This is a genomic window from Tardibacter chloracetimidivorans (assembly GCF_001890385.1).
Classification (GTDB): Bacteria; Pseudomonadota; Alphaproteobacteria; order Sphingomonadales; family Sphingomonadaceae; genus Tardibacter; species Tardibacter chloracetimidivorans.
This window is the reverse complement of sequence record NZ_CP018221.1, coordinates 2,168,498-2,187,693: the sequence shown is the minus strand read 5'-3', so window position 1 is coordinate 2,187,693 and position 19,196 is coordinate 2,168,498. Positions and strand designations below refer to the sequence as shown.

General features: G+C 62.3%; 17 protein-coding genes. 7 read left to right on the top strand and 10 right to left on the bottom strand.

The genetic code is table 11. The features are described 5' to 3' along the window. Positions 1-353: 353 nt before the first annotated feature. The 5 genes from BSL82_RS11360 to BSL82_RS11340 form a co-directional block, all read right to left on the bottom strand. Complete coding sequence (locus BSL82_RS11360; protein ID WP_158010846.1) at positions 354-1,658, bottom strand: zinc-binding metallopeptidase family protein; 1,305 nt, start codon at positions 1,656-1,658, stop codon at positions 354-356. A gap of 49 nt (positions 1,659-1,707) precedes the next feature. Beyond that, on the bottom strand, positions 1,708-2,580 hold the full coding sequence (locus BSL82_RS11355; protein ID WP_083579170.1) for an alpha/beta fold hydrolase: 873 nt from the start codon (positions 2,578-2,580) through the stop codon (positions 1,708-1,710). A 10-nt stretch (positions 2,581-2,590) separates the two neighbouring features. After that, positions 2,591-3,802, bottom strand: coding sequence for a Rieske 2Fe-2S domain-containing protein (locus tag BSL82_RS11350; RefSeq protein ID WP_072597628.1), 1,212 nt, complete (start codon positions 3,800-3,802; stop codon positions 2,591-2,593). Positions 3,803-3,873: 71 nt separating this feature from the next. Then, a complete protein-coding gene (locus BSL82_RS11345; protein WP_072597627.1) occupies positions 3,874-4,587 on the bottom strand; it encodes a GntR family transcriptional regulator in 714 nt (237 codons plus the stop codon). Between the two features lie 103 nt (positions 4,588-4,690). Then, positions 4,691-5,188, bottom strand: a complete 498-nt coding sequence (locus BSL82_RS11340; protein WP_072597626.1) for a V4R domain-containing protein — start codon at positions 5,186-5,188, stop codon at positions 4,691-4,693. A 202-nt stretch (positions 5,189-5,390) separates the two neighbouring features. Between BSL82_RS11340 and BSL82_RS11335 the strand changes: the two genes are divergently transcribed. The 3 genes from BSL82_RS11335 (at position 5,391) to BSL82_RS11325 (ending at position 7,814) form a co-directional block, all read left to right on the top strand. Beyond that, entirely contained in the window at positions 5,391-6,344 is a 954-nt protein-coding gene (locus BSL82_RS11335) for a DODA-type extradiol aromatic ring-opening family dioxygenase (RefSeq protein ID WP_072597625.1), read from the top strand. A gap of 3 nt (positions 6,345-6,347) precedes the next feature. Next, positions 6,348-7,208 carry an alpha/beta fold hydrolase gene (locus tag BSL82_RS11330; protein WP_072597624.1) on the top strand — a complete coding sequence of 287 codons (861 nt, stop codon included), beginning with the start codon at positions 6,348-6,350 and terminating at the stop codon, positions 7,206-7,208. A gap of 213 nt (positions 7,209-7,421) precedes the next feature. Next, positions 7,422-7,814 carry a cupin domain-containing protein gene (locus tag BSL82_RS11325; protein WP_072597623.1) on the top strand — a complete coding sequence of 131 codons (393 nt, stop codon included), beginning with the start codon at positions 7,422-7,424 and terminating at the stop codon, positions 7,812-7,814. A 67-nt stretch (positions 7,815-7,881) separates the two neighbouring features. On the opposite strand, the gene BSL82_RS11320 is transcribed toward BSL82_RS11325, so the two are convergent. Further along, entirely contained in the window at positions 7,882-8,796 is a 915-nt protein-coding gene (locus tag BSL82_RS11320; RefSeq protein WP_072597622.1) for a LysR substrate-binding domain-containing protein, read from the bottom strand. Positions 8,797-8,816: 20 nt separating this feature from the next. Here BSL82_RS11320 and BSL82_RS21050 point away from each other — a divergent pair, with 20 nt between their 5' ends. Then, positions 8,817-9,206, top strand: coding sequence for a hypothetical protein (locus BSL82_RS21050; protein ID WP_226998720.1), 390 nt, complete (start codon positions 8,817-8,819; stop codon positions 9,204-9,206). Beyond that, a complete protein-coding gene (locus BSL82_RS11315) occupies positions 9,196-10,071 on the top strand; it encodes a LysR family transcriptional regulator (protein ID WP_237267755.1) in 876 nt (291 codons plus the stop codon). The genes BSL82_RS21050 and BSL82_RS11315 overlap by 11 nt, the downstream gene beginning before the upstream one ends. Positions 10,072-10,131: 60 nt before the next feature. Here the strand turns inward: BSL82_RS11315 and dmpG are convergent, their stop codons facing one another. Genes dmpG through BSL82_RS11295 form a run of 4 tightly spaced genes read right to left on the bottom strand, consistent with a single transcriptional unit; the run spans position 10,132 to position 16,468 of the window. After that, positions 10,132-11,166: a 4-hydroxy-2-oxovalerate aldolase gene (dmpG, locus tag BSL82_RS11310; RefSeq protein WP_072597620.1), complete on the bottom strand. Its 1,035-nt coding sequence runs from the start codon at positions 11,164-11,166 to the stop codon at positions 10,132-10,134. Beyond that, positions 11,163-12,104: an acetaldehyde dehydrogenase (acetylating) gene (locus BSL82_RS11305; RefSeq protein ID WP_072597619.1), complete on the bottom strand. Its 942-nt coding sequence runs from the start codon at positions 12,102-12,104 to the stop codon at positions 11,163-11,165. The genes dmpG and BSL82_RS11305 overlap by 4 nt, the downstream gene beginning before the upstream one ends. An 11-nt stretch (positions 12,105-12,115) precedes the next feature. After that, positions 12,116-12,943 (bottom strand): 2-keto-4-pentenoate hydratase, encoded by an 828-nt coding sequence (locus BSL82_RS11300; RefSeq protein ID WP_072597618.1) that lies wholly within the window; start codon positions 12,941-12,943, stop codon positions 12,116-12,118. 45 nt (positions 12,944-12,988) lie between these two features. Beyond that, entirely contained in the window at positions 12,989-16,468 is a 3,480-nt protein-coding gene (locus BSL82_RS11295; RefSeq protein ID WP_226998442.1) for an indolepyruvate ferredoxin oxidoreductase family protein, read from the bottom strand. 655 nt (positions 16,469-17,123) lie between these two features. On the opposite strand from BSL82_RS11295, the gene BSL82_RS11285 reads away from it, so the two are divergent. Further along, positions 17,124-18,095 (top strand): NAD(P)H-dependent flavin oxidoreductase, encoded by a 972-nt coding sequence (locus BSL82_RS11285; protein WP_072597615.1) that lies wholly within the window; start codon positions 17,124-17,126, stop codon positions 18,093-18,095. Positions 18,096-18,379: 284 nt separating this feature from the next. Then, positions 18,380-19,192, top strand: a complete 813-nt coding sequence (locus tag BSL82_RS11280) for an alpha/beta fold hydrolase (RefSeq protein WP_072597614.1) — start codon at positions 18,380-18,382, stop codon at positions 19,190-19,192. Positions 19,193-19,196: the final 4 nt, after the last annotated feature.

Below are 19,196 nucleotides of genomic sequence, written 5' to 3'. Positions count from 1 at the left end.
GGCGGGTTCGATCCTCAACGTGCCGTAAACGGATTTCGTTCCGTCAGGCGGAGATCGCTGCGTCGGGGCTGCTTATCGGGATGCGCCTATTGATCCAGTCGCCGCTCAAATTGCTGGCCTGAACAGAAGAAGACCGCCAACTGAACGTAATGGTCGAGCGGCGCTGCTCCCGAGGGCGCTGGTCAGCGCATGTCGGGCGACGCAGCCCGGGCGGCAGCGTTACTGAGGGAACGGATTGGGGGGACTTTGTGGCCATCGTCCAGTGATCCTTTTTAAGCCGCTGCGAGATGACATGTCGGCTGAGGCCAGACCCCGAGGGGGTGATCAGAGCCCTTCGTTCGATCGGGTTCGCGTCAGTCGCAACAGATGGCGACTGCGACGTAGAGCAGATGGCGGGTTAGCCGCTCCATGTCGTCCAGCGACGCCATGTTCATGCCCCGCTGGAAATCGATGTCCGGGCGGCGCACCTTTGGCAGGCCGATTCTCGCGGTCGGTACGCCGTGCGCGCGCAGGATGTTCGCGTCGGTCGCGCCGGACATGCCCGGCGCGGGCTGATGGGCGCGGCCCTCGATATGCTCCCACGCCTCGATCGCGGTGCGGATGATGAGGTTGTCCGGCGCGGTGGTGGTCCCCGGGATCGTGACGAGTCGCCGCCATGACAGATCCAGCCCGTGGCGCGCCGCGATGGTCTGCAATTGCATGTCGACTGCGCGGTCCGCTTCTTCAGCCGATGTCCGAGGGCTGAGGCGCAGGTCGAAACGGATTCGGCAGGCCGCCGGCGTGAACGCGGTCATCCGTCGCCAACCGCTCTCGATGAAAGACACCACCCCTTGGGGAGCGACCAGGCCGGAGCGATGCGTTTCCGTCCAGATGGGGAACCACTCCTCCAGATCGGCGACGACCTTGCCGGCATTCGCGATGGCATTGGAATAGGGCAGGAGGTGACGGCTGCCGACATAGCTGTGGGCGCCCGCGACGTTAACCTCATACCAGGCGAGTCCGACCTCCTCCCACGACACCGACCAGCCCGATTTGGCGATTACGGCATAATCCGGCTTCGGTCCCTGCCGCAGCATGTGCGCGCAGCCGACGCCATGTCCACTGTCCGGGCGCATGCCGGGCCGCGCGTCGGTCGGCATGCCACCCGCGCCCAGCCCGAGCATCAGATCTCCGCTCGGCACAACGTCGCTCTCCGCCAAAGCCTCGAACGCGACCATGGCGCAGGCGGCGTGACCCTTGGGGTTGTGCGCCCCGAGGCCCGAGATCAGGCCGTCGGCGACGACAGCCTCCGCGCGCATCTCCGGGAGCAGCTCCGCCGCGGCCCAGGGCGTATCCTCATCGGCACTGTTCGACGTGACGGTGTCGGTTGGCGCGTACAGCATCAGCGATGCCCGGGCACCTGTCCCGCGCAAGATGGCAAAGGCGTTGGATTGGCGAGCATCCAGCGCCTGCTCCTGCGCATCGATGCCCAGGCCCGTCAGCCGGTCGACGACTGCGCGGGCCAGCGGTCCTTCAGCACCCGTCGGAGATGCCATGTCGACCAGCATCGATGCGGCTTCGGCCAGCCTGTCGCCGGTGATGAGGGTGCGAGCCCGGTGATAGGCATTCTGCTGCCGCGGCGTAAGCATCACCGCCGCCGGGAAGGCGAGCCGATCCACGTCCCAGTGGTCCGGGTCAGCAGGCGGACGAACCAACGCTTCAGCATCTTCATCGGGCGTCCTCCGGCTGATCGAGGAAGGACTGCACGATCTGATGATAGTGGACCGGGCGCTCCTCCTGGAGATGATGCGACGCGGCGTCGAGTATGTGCAGCTGCCCGCGCTGCACCATCCGGGTCAACATCATCGGATAGTCAGGGGTCAGGAACGCATCCTGCAATCCCCAGCAGAACAGCGTCGGGCATGCCACCTTGGCAAGTTCGTTGGTCAGGTCCTGCCAATCGCCACGCGGGCCGTCCGTGCGCGCGGCGAGCGCCATCTCACCTTCGTCGAGGCTCTGCTCGTAGCGCATGCGGACGGTCGTCTCGGGGATGCGCGACGCATCATGCCATTCGAGACGCGCCATCAAGGCACGCATCTTCTCAAGCGTCGGTCCTTCGCCGCCATAATAGACGTCGCGAGCGTTGCGTCCCCGCCGCCCCTCCTCGGGCAAGGGCGCGAGGGGTCCGTAGAAAACAGGCATGGATCCCGTGATCACCAGCGAGCGCACGCGGTCCGGATAGTGCGCCGCAAGGCAGAGCGCGATCGTGCCGCCCCAGCTGTTGCAGACGAAGTCCGCACGCTCGACTCCGAGCGCGTCCATGAGCCCGACCATCATTCCGGCATGGTAGGTCCACATCGGCCCTTGGATGACCTGCTTGTCCGATCGGCCATATTGAAGAAGGTCCGGCATGATGCAGCGCCGATTTCTGGCGAACATGCGCGCTACGACGCCGAAATCGGACCAGGCGGTGCAGCCGGGGCCGCCGCCATGGAGCAGAAAAAGGGGTGCTCCTTCGCCCATTTCGATGAGGTGGAACTCACGGCCGGCGACGGACAGCTTCCGCCCTTCGGGCGCTGGGCCCGGGTCCAGGTTCATCATGATTGTTCCCTCAATTGGTGGAGGCTGTGGCGGTTGCGCCGGAAGGATGGCCAGCCCCGGCAGTCGGCTCGCCCGTGATCGCGTGACGACCGTCGAACAGCCTGCGCCACTCGATCAGCGACACGTCCGGCCGGTACAGCCGCTCGGGCGGCGCGTCGGTCTGCTCCACCATCCAATGATCCTGGCCCGAGAACTGGCCGTGGAAAAGCCAGCGGATGCCCAGCAGATATTTGAGGTAGAACTTGGCCTTCGCCAGACCCGATTTGAACTGCACCATGACGCCGACATATTTCGTATGCCCGGAGTCGATCGGTACATAGAATTCGTAGTGAATGAACTGCGGATAGGCGATTCGGAGGACGCCCGGCAGTGACAGCGAGGCGAAGCCCGGCAGGTCGAGACCCGCGATATAGGGATCGTTACGCACCGATCCGCCCGTGTTGCCCAGCATCCTGCCCTGGTGCTGCTTCGGCTTGATTTTCCACCAGCGATCATTTGACCATTTGCCGACGCCGGGGAACTCGGCTTCCCAATAGCGTTCGTCTTCGACGCGGTAGAGCCAGCGCCCCAGTTTCTCGATGTGGATCTTGTTCCACGTCGGCATCATCTTGAACGTGCGCCACAGCGATGTGCGGTGAAGATATTTCGCATGCCCCTCGTCGAACCCGTTCTCGGCGTAGAACCGCCAGTTGCCCGAACGGTTTTCGATACGGCCGCCCACTGCATGGGGCGGGGCGTCGACCAGCTCTTCGGGAAGCTGCTTGTCGAGCGGGTAGGTGTCGGCATTGCCGACGAAGACCCAGACGAGGCCGAGGCGCTCCTCGGCCGCGAACGTCTGCACCGCGACGGCCCCGCAGATGCGGCTGTCGGGGCCATCGGTGATGACGGCGACCAGTTCGCCGTCGCTGAGCCGGTAGGTCCAGCCGTGATACGGGCAGCTGATGGTGTTCGGGAACTCCTGGATGCCCTGCGACAGCTTCACGCCACGATGAGGGCAGCGATCGCGAAGCGCGCGCACCTGACCCTCCTCGTCGCGCATCAGCATGATGTTTACTGCGCAGATCCGGACAGGCGTCGGATTTTTGCCGATCTCCGACGCCCAGGCCGCGGGGTACCAATAGTTCAGCAGTCCGGACTCTGCGGCTTCGTAAGCCGGCCACGCGCTCCAGGTGCGCCCCTGATCATATTTCCTCGACCGAAGCAGCTCGGACACGTCGTTCATCGCCTGCCCTCTCTCAGAGAATGGCAGAAATGTATACCGTATACAGTGAAGGGGTCAAGTTTCGATTGTCGCTATGTGACGACCTTGGTTTTCGAGACCGCGACACGGCCGAAATCCGGCTGGGGAGGCCAATTCGTCACCGCGCGAATCAGCGTGTCCTCGGCTAGCGTCAGATAGGAAAGCCAGAGCCGCTCGACCCGATCTCCATCATGGGCACGGATCGCGTCGCGTACCTCGATCTGCCGCCCGACAATATCCTTGCGAAGGTCCACATCCGACAGCGTCGCGGCGCGAATGAGATGCAGATGCGGATTGAACTGTGCGATCGCGGCTCGCAGCGCCTTGTTCGAGATGTGCTGGAAGATGGAGGTGCGGAATTCCTCGTTGGCTGCGGCGAATCTGGAGGAGCTTTTGACTTCGCACGCCGCCGCCTCGCGTTCGATCGCGCGCGTTACCCGATCGATTTCCTCAGGCCCGAATTCCTCTGCCGCGATGCGCACGGCTGCCGGTTCGAGGAGCTTGCGCACCTTTATGACGTCGCGAAGTTCCGCGGGCGTGGGGAAGGGGACCACATACCCCCCGCCGGTGCGCTGCTGCAGAAGGCCGAGATGCGCGAGCTGCGAGAGCGCCTCGCGTATTGGCGTGCGTGAAACGTTCAGCCGTTGGACGAGCGCATCCTCGGTCACCCGCTCACCCGGCGAAATGACGCCTTCCTGTAGATCGCGCTTCACTGCTTCGACAACCTGCTCGCGCAAGCTGGCCTTTTTGATGATCGGTTCCGGCATGCCCTTCCTCTCAGCTATAGCCCGACGTTAGCGTCGCGAAACGGCGATGGCCACATCGCGGCTGCGACGGCGGCTGCGGGACGGGGCGGCTGAGCGCCGTCAGCTAGCGGGCCGGGGCCTGAGGCTCCACTCTGAAGCGGCAGGTCGAGCTGCCCTGCGCGGCACATTCGATTTCCGCCACCCTCGCCTCCGCCCCGAGCGCCACGAGGTGGACAGCACGGAGCACGCCGACGATCGGCCCGCAAACTGGCCGGTCGCAGCGCCCGATCCCGTAAGCGAACGGGCTGTGGCGCACGATCACCTCGACATTGCCATTCTCGAGATAAGCGACAGACCACCGTCCCCAACCCAGCCGCGCGGCGAATTCACCCGCGCGCTGCAGGGCGCCGTCGGAGTCGAGCAGGCCGTTCCTCCGATAGACCTCGAACGAGGCTCGCGCGTTCTGGAAGGCCGATTCCGTCAATGCGTTGACGAATTGATCAATCGAACCGAGCGCGGTCCCCACGCCCATCAGCACGTCGGGGCGCATCATCAGATAGCGGATTCCACCGTCCCTGACGCTCCCTGTCTGCGTGTCGAATTCAAACGACTGCGCCGGCATCGCTATCCTTTCGGTCGCCCTGGCATCCGGCGACAGCCCAAATGCTCGCCGCGGCCACATTGACTCGTATACTGTATACATAATAGTAGAGTGAGGAAAGCTGATCGTCATGACCTTCGACTCGTTTTCGAGGGCCGTGCGGCCGGCAGGAGGGAGCGGCTCGGGGACCGCGCGGTCGGCGAGTTGTTCAAGGGGAGAATGGATGGCCCAAATCATATTCGGCGTCGGGGCCTCCCATACGACGCTCATGAACACCCAGTGGGCGAAGGTGGATCACCTGCCGCGCGCGCATGCGTTCCGGAATGCGCTGGGGACGGCGCGCACGCTGCTCGCCGAAGCGAAACCGGACGTGGTGGTCATTCTCGGCTCCAACCACTTCAGGGGCTTTTGGCTGGACTTGATGCCCGCCTTCACGATCGGGGTGGGTGATATCCAATCCGCAGGCGAGCATGGCACGCCGGCGGGAACTCTGCCGTCCGACCGGCCCTTCGCGCTTGATCTCTGCCGCTCCCTGATCGACGCCGGCATCGACATCGCCTTTTCCGATCGGATCGCGATAGATCATGGCATCAGCCACGCCTTCCAGTGGGTGATCGGCGAGGACACGCCGATCCCGATCGTTCCAATCGTGGTGAACTGCTTCGCCCCGCCGCTCCCCAGTCTCAGCCGTGTAGTGGCGGTCGGCCACGCACTGCGGGATGCGATCACTGCGCTCGGGACGGACAAGCGGGTAGCGATCGTCGCGACCGGGGGCCTCTCGCATCGTCTTCCCTTCCCCGACTGGCGCAGGCCTGTGGGCGAGGATGAGGAATTCCTCGCCCGATCATGGAGCGAAGGGCGCCACGACTGGAAACAATTCGAGGTTCGACGCCGCGAGATCGTCGTCGCCGCGCGGCCGGGGACAAACCCTGCGTTCGATCGACGCTTTCTTGAACGGCTCGAAGCGGGGACCCTGTCCAGCCTGGCGAGCGAGCTTTCCCAGCCTGAACTTGAAGCCGCCGCAGGCAATGGCGGCAACGAGATCCGCGCCTGGCTGATGCTGGCCGCGGCCATGAACGACGCACCCGGCCGCACGCTTGCCTATTCCGACATGCCCGAGTGGCTGACCGGCATGGCCGTGGCCGTGATCGAACCTGATGAAAAGTTGGAGAACTGAAAAATGACGATCTGGACCGACCTTGCCGGCATTGGCTTCCGGCTCGACTATGTCGACGCAGGCGGAACGCGCACGCGGGCGCTGATTGCCGGCGAGGGCCAGGATATCATCGCGCTGCATGGCACCAGCGGACATCTGGAAGCATTCTCGCGCAATATCGTGCCGCATGTCCGCGCCGGTTATCGAATCCACGCGATCGACGCCCTGGGCCATGGATATACCGACAAGCCGAACGAGCCTTACGAGGTCTATAAATATGGCGAGCATGTTCTGCGCTACATGGATGCGCAGGGCATCGAGCAGGCGCATCTGATGGGTGAGTCGCTCGGAGGCTGGACGAGCGGCTGGCTCGCCATCAACCATCCGGATCGGGTGCGATCCATTCAACTCATTGCGGCCGGCGGCACCAAGGCTGATCCGGCCGTCATGCAGCGGATCAAGGAAAGCACGACCAAGGCGGTGACGAGCGACGACATAGACCTCACGCGCAAGCGCCTTCACCTCCTGATGTTCGATCCCGAGCGGAACGTCAGCGAGGAACTCGTCGAAATCCGACACGCGATCTACCACGCGCCCGATTTCGTCCGGAACATCGCCAACCTCCTTTCGCTGCAGGAAATGGACGTCCGGCAGCGCAACCTGCTTCACCCGGAAGATCTGGCCAAGATCCGCACGCCGACCCTCATCGTCTGGGGAACGAACAACCCGTTCGGCGGCGTGGCCGAGGCGACGGCGATGCATGAGAACATCGCGGGGTCGCAGCTCGAGATCTTCAACGAATGCGGACATTGGCCGCAGCACGAACATGCCGGTCGCTTCAACGTGCTGTCGATCGCATTTCTGAACGGCAATGGCGCAGCCTGACGCGAGCGCCCTGCGCCGATGAATCGCTCAGGTCGCGTTTCCCTGAGCGCCAAAGGGAGCAGCCATGGTAGAGATCACCTACGTCGAACATTCCGGGAAGTCGCACGTCGTGATTGTCGGCCCGGTTTTCCCAAGCCTGCATCCAAGCCGCTTCGCATCTGTGCAATATCTGCCTGGCAACGAGAATCCAGGCGCAAACGGAAAGGGCGAAACATGCCGAACCGAATTGACCGGGATCTGGAAGTCGAGCTTCATGACGTATTCCATGTTCAGCAGGTAACCAGGGACACTCCGATCGAAGAGGCTGTCGGCGCGGACCTCGTTACCATGGAAAGTGGCCAGTCATCACAGACCCACAGGCATAATTTTTCAGAGACCGTTCTCTTCTTTCTCGGTGGCGAGGCCACCGTGTTCATCAACGACGCGCCACATGCAGTATCGGCCGGGGACCGCATCCTGATCCACAAGGCGGAATATCACAGTGTTGCGACATCCGCCGTGTCGGGGTGCTCCTTTCTGTCGGTGCAGACGCCTCCCATATTGAGCAAGGCGACGGGCTTTCGGGATCTCGAGTGGCGGGAAGGCGGGTCGGCAGCGCGGGATTAAGACCGATACGGAATGAGGCCGCGCGAAACCCGGGAACGGGGTCCGCGTCCCCGACGGCAGACATTTTCTAACTGCCGCTGGTCAGGGCGTCCTCGCCATGGGTTCGGGCCATCTCCAGGGGTAGCTCGCGACGGAGATAGTCGATCGCGCCCCGAATCTTGGGGGCAAGGTGCCGGTGCTGCGGATAGACCGCCCAGATCGGCTCGTCGTCCGGCCGAACATCGTGGAGAAGCAGCCGAAGCGCGCCCGTCCGCAAATGACCGAGCACGTAGAACTCGGGGAGCTGGCAGATGCCCATTCCCGAAACGCAGGCGTCGACGACCGCATGGCCGCTATTGCAGCGAAACCGGCCCGATGGCTTGTAGAGCACCTGTCGGTCTCCTTGCTTGAACTTCCAGGTCGTGCTCGTGCCGACGATATGCTCGTGGCGATCGAGATCCTGAATCGCGTCGAGAGGTGCGGTGCGGTCGAGATAGCCCGGCGCTGCGCATGTCAGGAACTGGCGCGACGCGATTCGCGTGCGGATCAGGCGCGCATCGGCGAGCGTCCCGGTGCGGATCGCGATGTCATAGCCCTCGGACACCAGATCGACGAGGCGGTTGGTCAGATCGACGACCACGCTCAGCCGGGGATGCTGGAGCGCGAAGCGTCGCATCAAAGGCGCCAGGAAGCGCTCGCCCATTGCAGTGGAGCAGGTGAGGCGCAATTCTCCCTCCGGCTCGCCTCCCCTGGTGATCAGCGCGATCGCCTCGTCCCGATCATGAAGGAGGCGCTGGCAGTGATCGAGGAACACGCGGCCGGTGTCGGTCAGGCGGACGATGCGGGTGGTGCGCTGGAACAGCTGCGCCTGAACCCGCTGCTCCAACAGCATGATCGCGCGGCTGACATGCGTCGTCGACCGCCCGAGCGCTGCTGCACCTTTTGTGAAGGAGCCGGCGGCTGCAACAGCCACAAACTCGTCAATCCCATCCCAAAGCGACATGATATTATCCCATATACAGGATGATGATCCTCGAAGCGTCTCCGTTATCACTGCCGGGTGGCGTAGACAAAGGGTGTGGGACCGTCTTGAACGATGCTCGCCCACCAGCCATGCCTCCTCGCGGGGCATGTGCGGGGGTGGGCTCCGGACGATCTGATCCGCTGCGGAGCACCATCGGCGATGCGTACACGCACGGCGGCTTTGACGATGACAAGAAGAATATGCCCGCGTCAGGAATCCGCATTCACGAGCCGTTGATCATGACCCGGGCTACGTCCGTCCACCGCAAGGTTGCAATTCGATTGTTTATGTGTGAAATAACCGATCCGGTAAAAAGAACATATCAGCTAAATGCCGAACGCCAGGAATATCGACCCGCATCTGTTGACCTGCTTGGAAGTGCTTGTTGAGGAGAGGCACGTCACGCGAGCAGCCGAGCGGATGAACATGACCCAATCCGGCATGAGCAATGCGCTTGCCCGACTTCGTATCCTGTTTGGGGACCCCATCCTCGTAAGGACGTCGCATGGCATGGAACCGACTGCGAGGGCGATCACCCTGGCGCGACGTATCGGTCATGTGTTGACGAGTCTCGATTCGATCATCGCAAGCAAATCGTCCTTCAATCCGGCAACCGATCATGCCTCGTTCGAATTGGTCGCGTCCGACTATATCGCCTCGACCTTGGTGACCAAGGTCGTGTCCCGGTTGCGTGGTACGGCCCCTCACGTCGCGATCAGCATCGATCAACCCAATCCCGGAAGCGTACGGCGCTGGCTGGACGAGGGTATCTTTGACATCGCCATCGGCTATTGGCCGACGTTCGATTATGGCGACCTCTATGGATCGACAGTTTTCAGCGATCACTTGAGCTGTATAGTGCGAACGGATCATCCTACCGTCGGCGACGAGCTGACTATGGAGGATTATCTTGCTTCACGTCATGCCATGTTCGGCTCGATCAACAGCACTATATCTTCAATCGACATGAAGGTAGATGAAGCACTTCGAGGCCGCGGAGAGAAGCGCAGCATTGGGCTGAACGTACCAAATTTTCTCGTGCTTCCCTATATTGTTGCGAACTCGGACATGATTGCAACTATTCCTACAAATTTCGCCAAGATGTCTGCCGAACAGCATGCAGTGCGCGTTCTGCCACTTCCATTCCCGGTAGCTGAAATCAACGTCACGATGGTCTGGCATGGCCGTACCAATGCGGACGCGGCGCACATGTGGTTCAGAGATTTGGTGCGTGAGGTCGGCCGCCTCCTCTAGGTAAGTTCCCAGCGGGCGGCGCGATGCATCGTCACCGAATGCCTGACCCCATGCCGATGATCACGCGGACTCCCGTTCTTTCAGCATGTCCAGGGCAACGTCTATGATCATGTCCTCCTGCCCGCCGACCATCTTGCGGCGGCCGAGTTCGACGAGGATGGCTCTGGTATCGAGGCCGTAGTCGGCGGCTGCTTTCTCGGCATGGCGCAGGAAGGAGGAGTAGGCGCCGGCATAACCGAGTGCCAGCGTCTCGCGGTCGACGCGCACCGGCCGGTCCTGGAGCGGGCGCACCAGGTCCTCGGCGGCATCCATCAGCTTCATGACGTCGCAACCATGGTTCCAGCCCTTGCGGTCGACGGCGGCGACGAGCACCTCCAGGGGTGCATTGCCGGCCCCTGCTCCCATGCCGGCGAGGCTCGCGTCGATGCGGACCGCCCCCTCCTGTGCCGCCACGATGGAGTTCGCCACGCCCAGCGACAAATTGTGATGCGCGTGCATTCCGCGCTGCGTTTCCGGCTTCAGTACCCGGTCATAGGCCTGGAAACGCGCACGGACACCGTCCATGTCGAGCGCGCCGCCGCTGTCGGTGACATAAACGCAATGCGCGCCATAGCTTTCCATCAGCGCGGCCTGCTGCGCCAGCGCCTCTGGCTCGATCATGTGACTCATCATCAGGAAGCCCGACACATCCATGCCGAGATCGCGAGCGATGCCGATATGCTGCTTGGAGACGTCGGCCTCGGTGCAATGCGTGGCCACACGGACGGAGCGGACGCCCAGATCATAGGCGCGGCGCAATTCCTCAACCGTGCCGAGGCCCGGTAGGATCAGCGTGGTGAGCACCGATTTGGTCAGCACCTCCGCCACCGCCTCGAGCCACTCCCAGTCGGTGTGAGCGCCGAAACCATAGTTGAAGCTCGTGCCCGACAGGCCGTCGCCGTGCGCGACCTCGATCGCATCGACACCGGCGTCGTCGAGCGCCTTGGCGATCGCGGCGACGTGATCGAGCCCGTACATGTGGCGGATCGCGTGCATGCCGTCGCGCAAAGTCACGTCCTGGATGTACAATTTCTGCGTGCCGACGTCGAAGCTCATGCTGCGGCCCTCCCTGCCTGGATACGCTGCGCCAGTAACTCTCCGGTCGCCTTGGCGGCGGCCGTCATGATGTCGAGATTGCCTGAATAGCTGGGCAGATAATCGCCCGCGCCTTCAACTTCGAGAAAGATAGAGGTCTTGATGCCGGTGAACTCGCCACGGCCGGGAATCTTGAGCTTGTTGTCGTCGCCAAAACGCTCGAACTGGACCTCCTGCTTCAGGCGATAGCCCGGCACATAAGCCTGCACCTTGGCGACCATTGCCTTGACCGAAGCGCGGATCGCCTCCTCGTCGGCGCTTTCGGACAGGGTGAAGACCGTATCGCGCATGATCATCGGTGGCTCGGCGGGATTGAGGATGATGATCGCCTTGCCCTTTTCCGCGCCGCCGACCTGTTCGATCGCGCGCGCGGTGGTGCGGGTGAACTCGTCGATATTGGCGCGCGTACCGGGGCCCGCCGAGCGCGACGACACTGAAGCCACGATCTCGGCATAATAGACCTTGGCGACCTGGCTTACCGCGGCGACCATCGGGATGGTCGCCTGGCCGCCGCACGTCACCATGTTCACGTTGGTCGCTTCGAGATTCTGTTCCATGTTGACGGGCGGAATTGTGAAGGGACCGATCGCCGCGGGGGTCAGGTCGACCACGAGCTTGCCGTCGGCGCGCAGCGCCTCGTCGTGCGCCTTGTGGGCGTAGGCGGAGGTGGCGTCGAACACAATGCCGATCTCGGCATAGTCGGGCAGGGCGCGCAGCCCAGCCAAACCCTGATGCGTGGTGGTGATTCCGCGCTCGCGAGCCATCGCCAGGCCCTCGGAGGTGGCGTCGATGCCGACCACCGCCGCCAGCTCCATATTCTGCGGATATTTGATCATCTTGATCATCAAATCGGTGCCGATATTGCCCGATCCGATGATTGCCGCCTTCACCTTAGCCATCCCTGAAGCTCCTACGAAAATTCGGCTGCAACACGTCCGAGACCGCTTATGTGTGCTTCGTAACGAGCACCTTGCCTGACCGTGACCATTGGACCGACCGCGCCGGTCAATATGATATCCCCCGCGCCAAGCGGGTCGCCGTAAGTACAGCATTGCCTTGCCAGCCAGGTGGCGGCGTTAAGCGGATGACCCATGCAATCGCTGCCAAGGCCCTGCGAAACGGTCCGGCCATCTTCGGTCATCGCCATCACCGCATCCCGCAGATCAACCTGGTCGAGACGCTTCGGATCGGCACCCAATACGAAGCCAGCAGCCGACGCATTATCGGCCACCGTATCGAACAACTGGATATCCCAGTCGATGATGCGGCTATCGACGATTTCGAGCGCCGGCAGCACGAAGGCCGTTGCCTTGATGATGTCTACCACCGTGAGATCGGGGTCGTGCAGATCGTGCTCCAGAACGAGTGCCACTTCCGCCTCGATTTTCGGGTGGATCAAGCTCGAAAGCGAGACCGTCGCGCCATCGCCAAAGGCCGTTGAAGCCCACAACGTGCCATAGTCGGGCTGGTCTACGCCCAGCTGCCGCTGCACCGCGGCCGCAGTCAGGCCGATCTTGCGGCCGATTACCCGGTCGCCCGCCGCGGTCCGCAGTTCGCGTACCTGCCGCTGGACGGCATAGGCATCTTCCTGCGTCGTCGAAACCCCAAGCTCCAAAGCGCTATCGCGAAGCGGCCGGATCGGCGTGTTATTGACGTCCGCCGCCCGCAGCGCCGCCGCGAGCCGAGCATGCCGCGAGTCCAGGGCGTCAGAATTGTGCGGCGTGGTAGGTTCGGACATAGACAGACCTCGACCATAAAGATGGAAAAGCAGGCTTGTTCACTCTCAAGCCGTTTCCGCAGAAGCCATTGCGGGCGTACGGCTCGGTGTGCGCGACGCGCTCTTTTCCGTCATGAACGATGAGAGGGCGTTCGCCTGCCTTTGCTGCGCCACCGCGACACTGTTCAGCTTTACATGCCCGAAGCCGCGAATGGCCTGGGCCGCTTCGGCAACCTTGGCCGCATCTGAAACATTGTTGGCGTTCAGGGCGGGCACAAGCGTGTCCAACACCAGCGCGCAAAAATCGTCGACCAGCTGACGCTCCAGCCTGCGTTCCTTCGTATAGCCGAAGACATCGAACATCGTGCCACGCAAAAAGCGTCCGCGCGCGAGCAATGCCAGCGCCGGATACATCCACCCGCCGAACCGTGATTTGCGCGGGTGACCGGTGACGGGGTCCCGACGGGCAAATAGAGGCGGCGCCATATGGAAGCTGAGCTTGAAAGGTCCTTCGAAGCGCTCCTCAATGGACTCGCGGAAGCCCGATTGGGTGTGCAGCCGCGCCACCTCATATTCGTCCTTATAGGCCATCAGCCGGAAGAGCGATCGAGCGACTGCCCGGGCGAACTTGTCGCTGTCTGGAAGGACGGCCGCTTCCGCCGTGCGCGCGCGCTCCACAACGTCGGCATAGCGTCGCGCATAGGCGGCGTCCTGATAATCAGTCAGGAACGCGACCCGGCGGGCGACCTCTTCGTCGAGCGAAGACGAGAGGATGTGATGCGGCGGCCGATCGCCCTGCGCCACATCCTGTACGGCAGGAAGATCGAGCGCAGCCCGCCGCCCCCATTCGAACGCCTGGCGGTTGAGCGACACCGCCACCCCGTTCAGCGCGATAGCGCCATCGAGAGCTTCGAAGGAAAGGGGCAGCAGACCTCTCTGCCAGGCAAATCCCACGAGGAAGAGGTTCGTACCCACGGCATCTCCCACCAGGCGGGTCGCGAGATCGGTGGCGTCGAAGAGATCAACCCGCTCATCTCCAACCATCGACTTCAGCGCCTTCCGCAATGCCGATGTCGGCAAGCGAACATCAGGGTCGCGTGTGAAGGCGCCGGTGATGCTTTCATGGTCGTTGGCGATCACGCGGCCGGCGCCGCGCGAGATGCGGCCGAGATTGTCCGGCAAAGCACCGACCACCAGGTCGCAGACCAGGAGGAGGTCGGCGGCGCCCGCACTGATCTTGGACGCGCGTATGTCGTCTGCATTGGGGGCGAGCTGGATGTGGCTGACCACCGCACCCCCCTTTTGCGCCAGGCCGGTCATGTCCATGACGCGCACGGCCTTTCCGTCCAGATGTGCCGCCATGCCGATGATCGCGCCGATCGTCACGACGCCGGTTCCGCCTATGCCCGTTACCACCAGCGAACATTTGTCGCCGCCGATGGCCGGCACCGGATCCGGTATGGCCTCCCCGCCCGCCAGGGCCGGCGTCGGCTTACGCAGCCTGCCCCCTTCGACGGTCACGAAACTCGGGCAGAAGCCATCAAGGCACGATCGATCCTTGTTGCAGGTCGACAGGTCGACGGTTCGTTTGCGGCCGAATTCGGTTTCCACCGGGACGACGGACAGGCAATTGGAAGCGCGCGAGCAATCCCCGCACCCTTCGCAGACCAGGTCGTTGATCAGCACGGCCACTTGCGGGTCGGGCGTCATCCCCCGCTTGCGCAGGCGCCGCAGCTCGGTCGCGCAGGTCTGGTGGTAGATGAGAACGGTGACGCCCGCGACGTCGCGCAACTGGCGTTGGACCTGGTCCAGGTCCGCACGCGGATGAATGGCGACCCCTTTGCCGAACGTGCCGGCGGGATACTGGTCAGGGTCGTCAGACACGATTACGACGCGCGCCGCGCCTTCTGCCGCGACCTGCGCGGCGACGCGATCGACCGTCAGCTCGCCATCCATCGCCTGTCCACCAGTCATGGCCACGGCGTCGTTGAACAGGATCTTGTACGTGATGTTGACGCCGGCAGCGATCGCAGCGCGAATGGCCAGCGAGCCGGAATGGAAATAGGTGCCGTCACCGAGATTTTGAAAGACGTGATCGCTCGTCGAATAGCGCGACAGACCGATCCAGTTCGCGCCTTCGCCACCCATATGTGTGTAGCTGGAGGTACTGCGCTCCATCGGCAGCACCAGGCCGTGACAGCCGATGCCGGCGAATGCGCGGCTGCCCTCGGGAACGTTGGTCGAGCTGTTGTGCGGACAGCCGGAACAGAAATGCGGTGGGCGTTCGGCTAGGCTCGCCAAGCCGCTCAGCGTCGCGCGATCGTCCACCAGGCGCGCAACACGCGCCGACAATTCAGCATCGCCTCCGCGCGCGAGGATGCGTTTCCCCAGCCGGGCCGCGATGAGGCCGGGGCCCAGTTCCCCATTTGAAGGGAACAGCCATTGTCCCTTCTCGTCGCATTTTCCAACGATGACAGGCGCGTTCGCCAGACCGTAAAGATGCTTGCGGAGCTGGTCCTCCACCAGTCCGCGCTTCTCCTCGACGACGATGATTTGTTCGAGCCCCGTTGCGAAATCCCTTATGCCCTCAGGCTCGAGCGGCCAAGGCATCGCAACCTTGTAGAGGCGCAGACCTAACGCGGCTGCCTGTCGTTCCCCGATGCCGAGATCCGCAAGCGCCTGCAACGTGTCTGCGTGCGCCTTGCCTACCGTGACGATCCCGATGCGCGCCTCGCTTGTTCCGAAGACGACATGATCGAGCCGGTTCGCTCGCGCAAAGGCAAGTGCTGCCGGAATCTTGAACTTGTGCAACCGCTCTTCCTGCGCGAGGGCGGTATCGGGCGAGCGCAACGAGAGCCCATCGGCGGGCATTTCGAAATCCGTCGGGGTCGAGACATCGATCCTTGGATCGTGGGACACGCTCTCGCTGCTGTCCATGATCTCGGTTACGACCTTCAAGCCGACCCACAAACCGGTGTAGCGGGACATTTCCCAGCCGATTAGCCCCAACTCCATCTGTTCCGAGATGCTCGAAGGCGCCAGCACCGGAATCATCGCGGACATCAGCGCATATTCGGACTGATGGGCGGTCGTTGAAGATTTGCAGATATGATCGTCCCCGGCGATGACGAGAACGCCTCCGTTACGGGCGGAACCGGCAAGATTGCCGTGCTTGAATACGTCGCCGGTACGATCTACGCCCGGGCCTTTGCCATACCATGCGGCGGAGACCCCATCGACACGTCCTTCGCCATAGGTTCCGACCTGCTGCGAGCCCCAGACCGCGGTGGCCGCCAAATCCTCATTGACCGCAGGTTGCAGGCTGATGGCTGGATCGATAAGCTTGCTCGCCCGGGCAAAGGTCTGATCCAGCGTGCCCAGCGGCGAACCGCGATAACCGGTTACGTAAACTGCGGTATTCAAGCCTTGTTCGGCCCGCCGACGCTGTTCGAGCTGGAAAAGCCGCACCAACGATTGCGTGCCGCTGAGATAGAATGGCTTGCCGTCGAACCGATATCGATCCTCAAGAGCCAAATCGTGCAGCATCATTCCTGGGCCTTTCATCATTCAGCAGGGATGTGGCACCGCAATGCCGATCGCATCTCTTCCCGTCGCTCCAGTCTCGTCGCACGCAATCGTCGCGAGAGGCGACGAGGTTACCGCCCCATCTCCGCTGCCGTGAAGGGCGGCGAGATCGAACGTCGACATGCAGACGATGAAGGTATTTGCGGCGGCCCTGACAGGGCCATCCCCGATCGTGGTCGCTCGACAGCGACGATCATCGACCTCGCCCAGGGTAGCTGGTCGATATCGATATCGCACGATCACTGCGCGCGAAGGACGCAGATTGGAGATCATCTTGGCATTTGGATTACAACATTTCAAATACGCAAAGATCGTTTTCAAATATCTTTATCTTATTGCCTGCGTTATTAGACTGACAGTTGATGTAAATGTCATTCACATATCTCTTCTCGATCCTGTCATTCTTTAGAGCAGCCTGGACATATAACGCCATTCTGCACGCGCAATTTCATCATTGATCATAGTGATGATGCTGCCACGCGCCTGATCGCCTATCAGCACCTTGAATGGCCCTGCGATCACGTTCCGGGCGCTGACGCCGCGCGCGTCCCGCGTGCAGGCGACGCCGACGTCGCGGTGGCCGCTTCATGTCATCCGCTGCTTGGGAGAACAACAAATGCGGACGAGGATCACCGACCTGTTTGGCATAACCCACCCGATCATCCAGGGCGGCATGCATTTCGTGGGACTTGCAGAGCTTGCTTCGGCGGTTTCCAACGCAGGCGGTCTCGGCATCATCACCGGGCTGACCCAGCGCACACCCGAAGCCCTTTTGCGTGAGATTGAGCGCTGCCGGGGCATGACTGACGCGCCTTTCGGCGTGAACCTGTCATTTCTTCCGTCGCTCAATCCGCCGCCCTACGCCGAATACGTTCAGGCGATCATAGAAGGCGGGGTCCGTATCGTCGAAACCGCTGGACGCAACCCCGCGCCATACATGCCGATACTCGACGCGGCGGGGGTGAAGGTGCTCCATAAATGCACCTCGATCCGTCACGCCCTTACGGCCGAGCGCCTGGGATGTGCGGCTGTAAGCATTGATGGATTCGAATGCGGGGGGCATCCCGGTGAAGACGATATCCCCAACATGATCCTGCTGCCCCGCGCCGCCGACACATTGCGCATCCCGTTCATCGCATCCGGCGGCATGGCCGACGGACGGAGTCTTGTCGCCGCTCTGGCGCTCGGCGCGGATGGCATCAACATGGGAACGCGCTTCGTCGCGACGCGTGACGCACCGGTGCACGACAATGTGAAGCGCGCAATTGTGCAGGCGAGCGAACTGGACACCAGGCTCGTGATGCGGCCGCTGCGCAACACCGAGCGCGTCCTGAATAATCGGGCGGTGGAGCAACTGCTGGATGTCGAACGGGAAAAGGGATCGACCGTGACCATCGACGACATCCGCATCTATGTCGGCGGCGTCTATCCTCGCGTGATGATGGACGGCGAGACGGAGGCGGGCGCATGGAGTTGCGGCATGGTGGCAGGGCTGATCGACGACATCCCCACTGTAGCTGAGCTGATCGACCGTATCATGGTCCAGGCAGATGCTCTCGTCCGGGGGCGGCTTGGCGAACTACTGTAAAGTCCATCCTGCCGTTCGGGGTGTTGATCATCTATGTTTAAGGCTCCAGTCCTGCGGCCCCTCGACCTGCCGGACGATCAGCCGCCACGGGCTCGTTCCCCTTCCCATGTTATTTGCCGGATCAATGATCGGATTGCTTGCGTGATATAGCCGCCGACCGGAGCCTGGGTAAAATAGTGTAAAGAAGGCAAAAAATGTTTTGAGGATGCATATTCTGCCTCTCCGGGTGATTATCTCGGGCTCATGAATACATCAAGAAGTTTGCAGAAGTTAAGGCGAAGAAATTGAGCATTCTGAATCAGGTTAGAACGCATTTCGTCCATCAGTCGCTTGTGGTCGATAACGAAGTTTGGTCGTTCACCCAGACGAAGGAAGAGGGATTTCCTCTGGTGTTGCTGCCCGGCGCCCAGGGAACCGGTGATATCTATTTCAATCAATTGCTTGCAATCGGCCAGGATATCAGGGTCATCGCGGTCACCTATCCCGAGGTTAGCGATTGCCAGGCACTGGCGAATGGCTTCCGTTCTTTCCTCGATAGACTTGGTATCTCCCGAGCGGTTTTTTCCGGCAGCTCGTTTGGGGCCCTGTGGCTCCAGTTTTTCGCCGCGCGCTTTCCAGATTATGTGGCTGGCGCCCTACTCGCCAACGCTTTCATAGACAGCCAGTCCAAACAGGCTTTGTTCGATCACATGCTGAGCATGAGTGGCCCGGACGTTGTCGTCGCAGTCAATCGCGGCGCTCAGGCGGCGGCCGGCAAGAGCGCCGAACATGCGCGGCTGGCCGAGATAATCGGCGAATTGGTCGGCCCGGTGCAATCGGGTGAAGGGTTGCAGTCTCGCCTCCGCGGCGTGAGATTCAGTAGCCCGGCGCCTGTGATCGACCTCCCCGGCGAACGGATCGCACTTGTTGAATGCGATGACGATCCCTTGATCGACCCGCCCATGCAGGACGAGATGGCCACTCGTTACGGCAGCAGCGCGCGGCACAGGATCAGCGGTGGGGAGCATTATCCGGCGGTGCTGAAACCGGACAGATACAATGCTATCCTGCGTGACTTTCATGCCACCCTCGCAGCGGTCGAAACTGCGCGGAAATAGGAGA

Coding starts and splice junctions, on each gene's coding strand:
- BSL82_RS11325 (WP_072597623.1), top strand. CDS start 7,422: ATGCCGAACCGAATTGACCGGGATCTGGAAGTCGAGCTTCATGACGTA.
- BSL82_RS11330 (WP_072597624.1), top strand. CDS start 6,348: ATGACGATCTGGACCGACCTTGCCGGCATTGGCTTCCGGCTCGACTAT.
- BSL82_RS11285 (WP_072597615.1), top strand. CDS start 17,124: ATGCGGACGAGGATCACCGACCTGTTTGGCATAACCCACCCGATCATC.
- BSL82_RS11295 (WP_226998442.1), bottom strand. CDS start 16,468: ATGCTGCACGATTTGGCTCTTGAGGATCGATATCGGTTCGACGGCAAG.
- BSL82_RS11320 (WP_072597622.1), bottom strand. CDS start 8,796: ATGTCGCTTTGGGATGGGATTGACGAGTTTGTGGCTGTTGCAGCCGCC.
- BSL82_RS11305 (WP_072597619.1), bottom strand. CDS start 12,104: ATGGCTAAGGTGAAGGCGGCAATCATCGGATCGGGCAATATCGGCACC.
- dmpG (WP_072597620.1), bottom strand. CDS start 11,166: ATGAGCTTCGACGTCGGCACGCAGAAATTGTACATCCAGGACGTGACT.
- BSL82_RS11355 (WP_083579170.1), bottom strand. CDS start 2,580: ATGATGAACCTGGACCCGGGCCCAGCGCCCGAAGGGCGGAAGCTGTCC.
- BSL82_RS11345 (WP_072597627.1), bottom strand. CDS start 4,587: ATGCCGGAACCGATCATCAAAAAGGCCAGCTTGCGCGAGCAGGTTGTC.
- BSL82_RS11300 (WP_072597618.1), bottom strand. CDS start 12,943: ATGTCCGAACCTACCACGCCGCACAATTCTGACGCCCTGGACTCGCGG.
- BSL82_RS11340 (WP_072597626.1), bottom strand. CDS start 5,188: ATGCCGGCGCAGTCGTTTGAATTCGACACGCAGACAGGGAGCGTCAGG.
- BSL82_RS11350 (WP_072597628.1), bottom strand. CDS start 3,802: ATGAACGACGTGTCCGAGCTGCTTCGGTCGAGGAAATATGATCAGGGG.
- BSL82_RS11335 (WP_072597625.1), top strand. CDS start 5,391: ATGGCCCAAATCATATTCGGCGTCGGGGCCTCCCATACGACGCTCATG.
- BSL82_RS21050 (WP_226998720.1), top strand. CDS start 8,817: ATGATGATCCTCGAAGCGTCTCCGTTATCACTGCCGGGTGGCGTAGAC.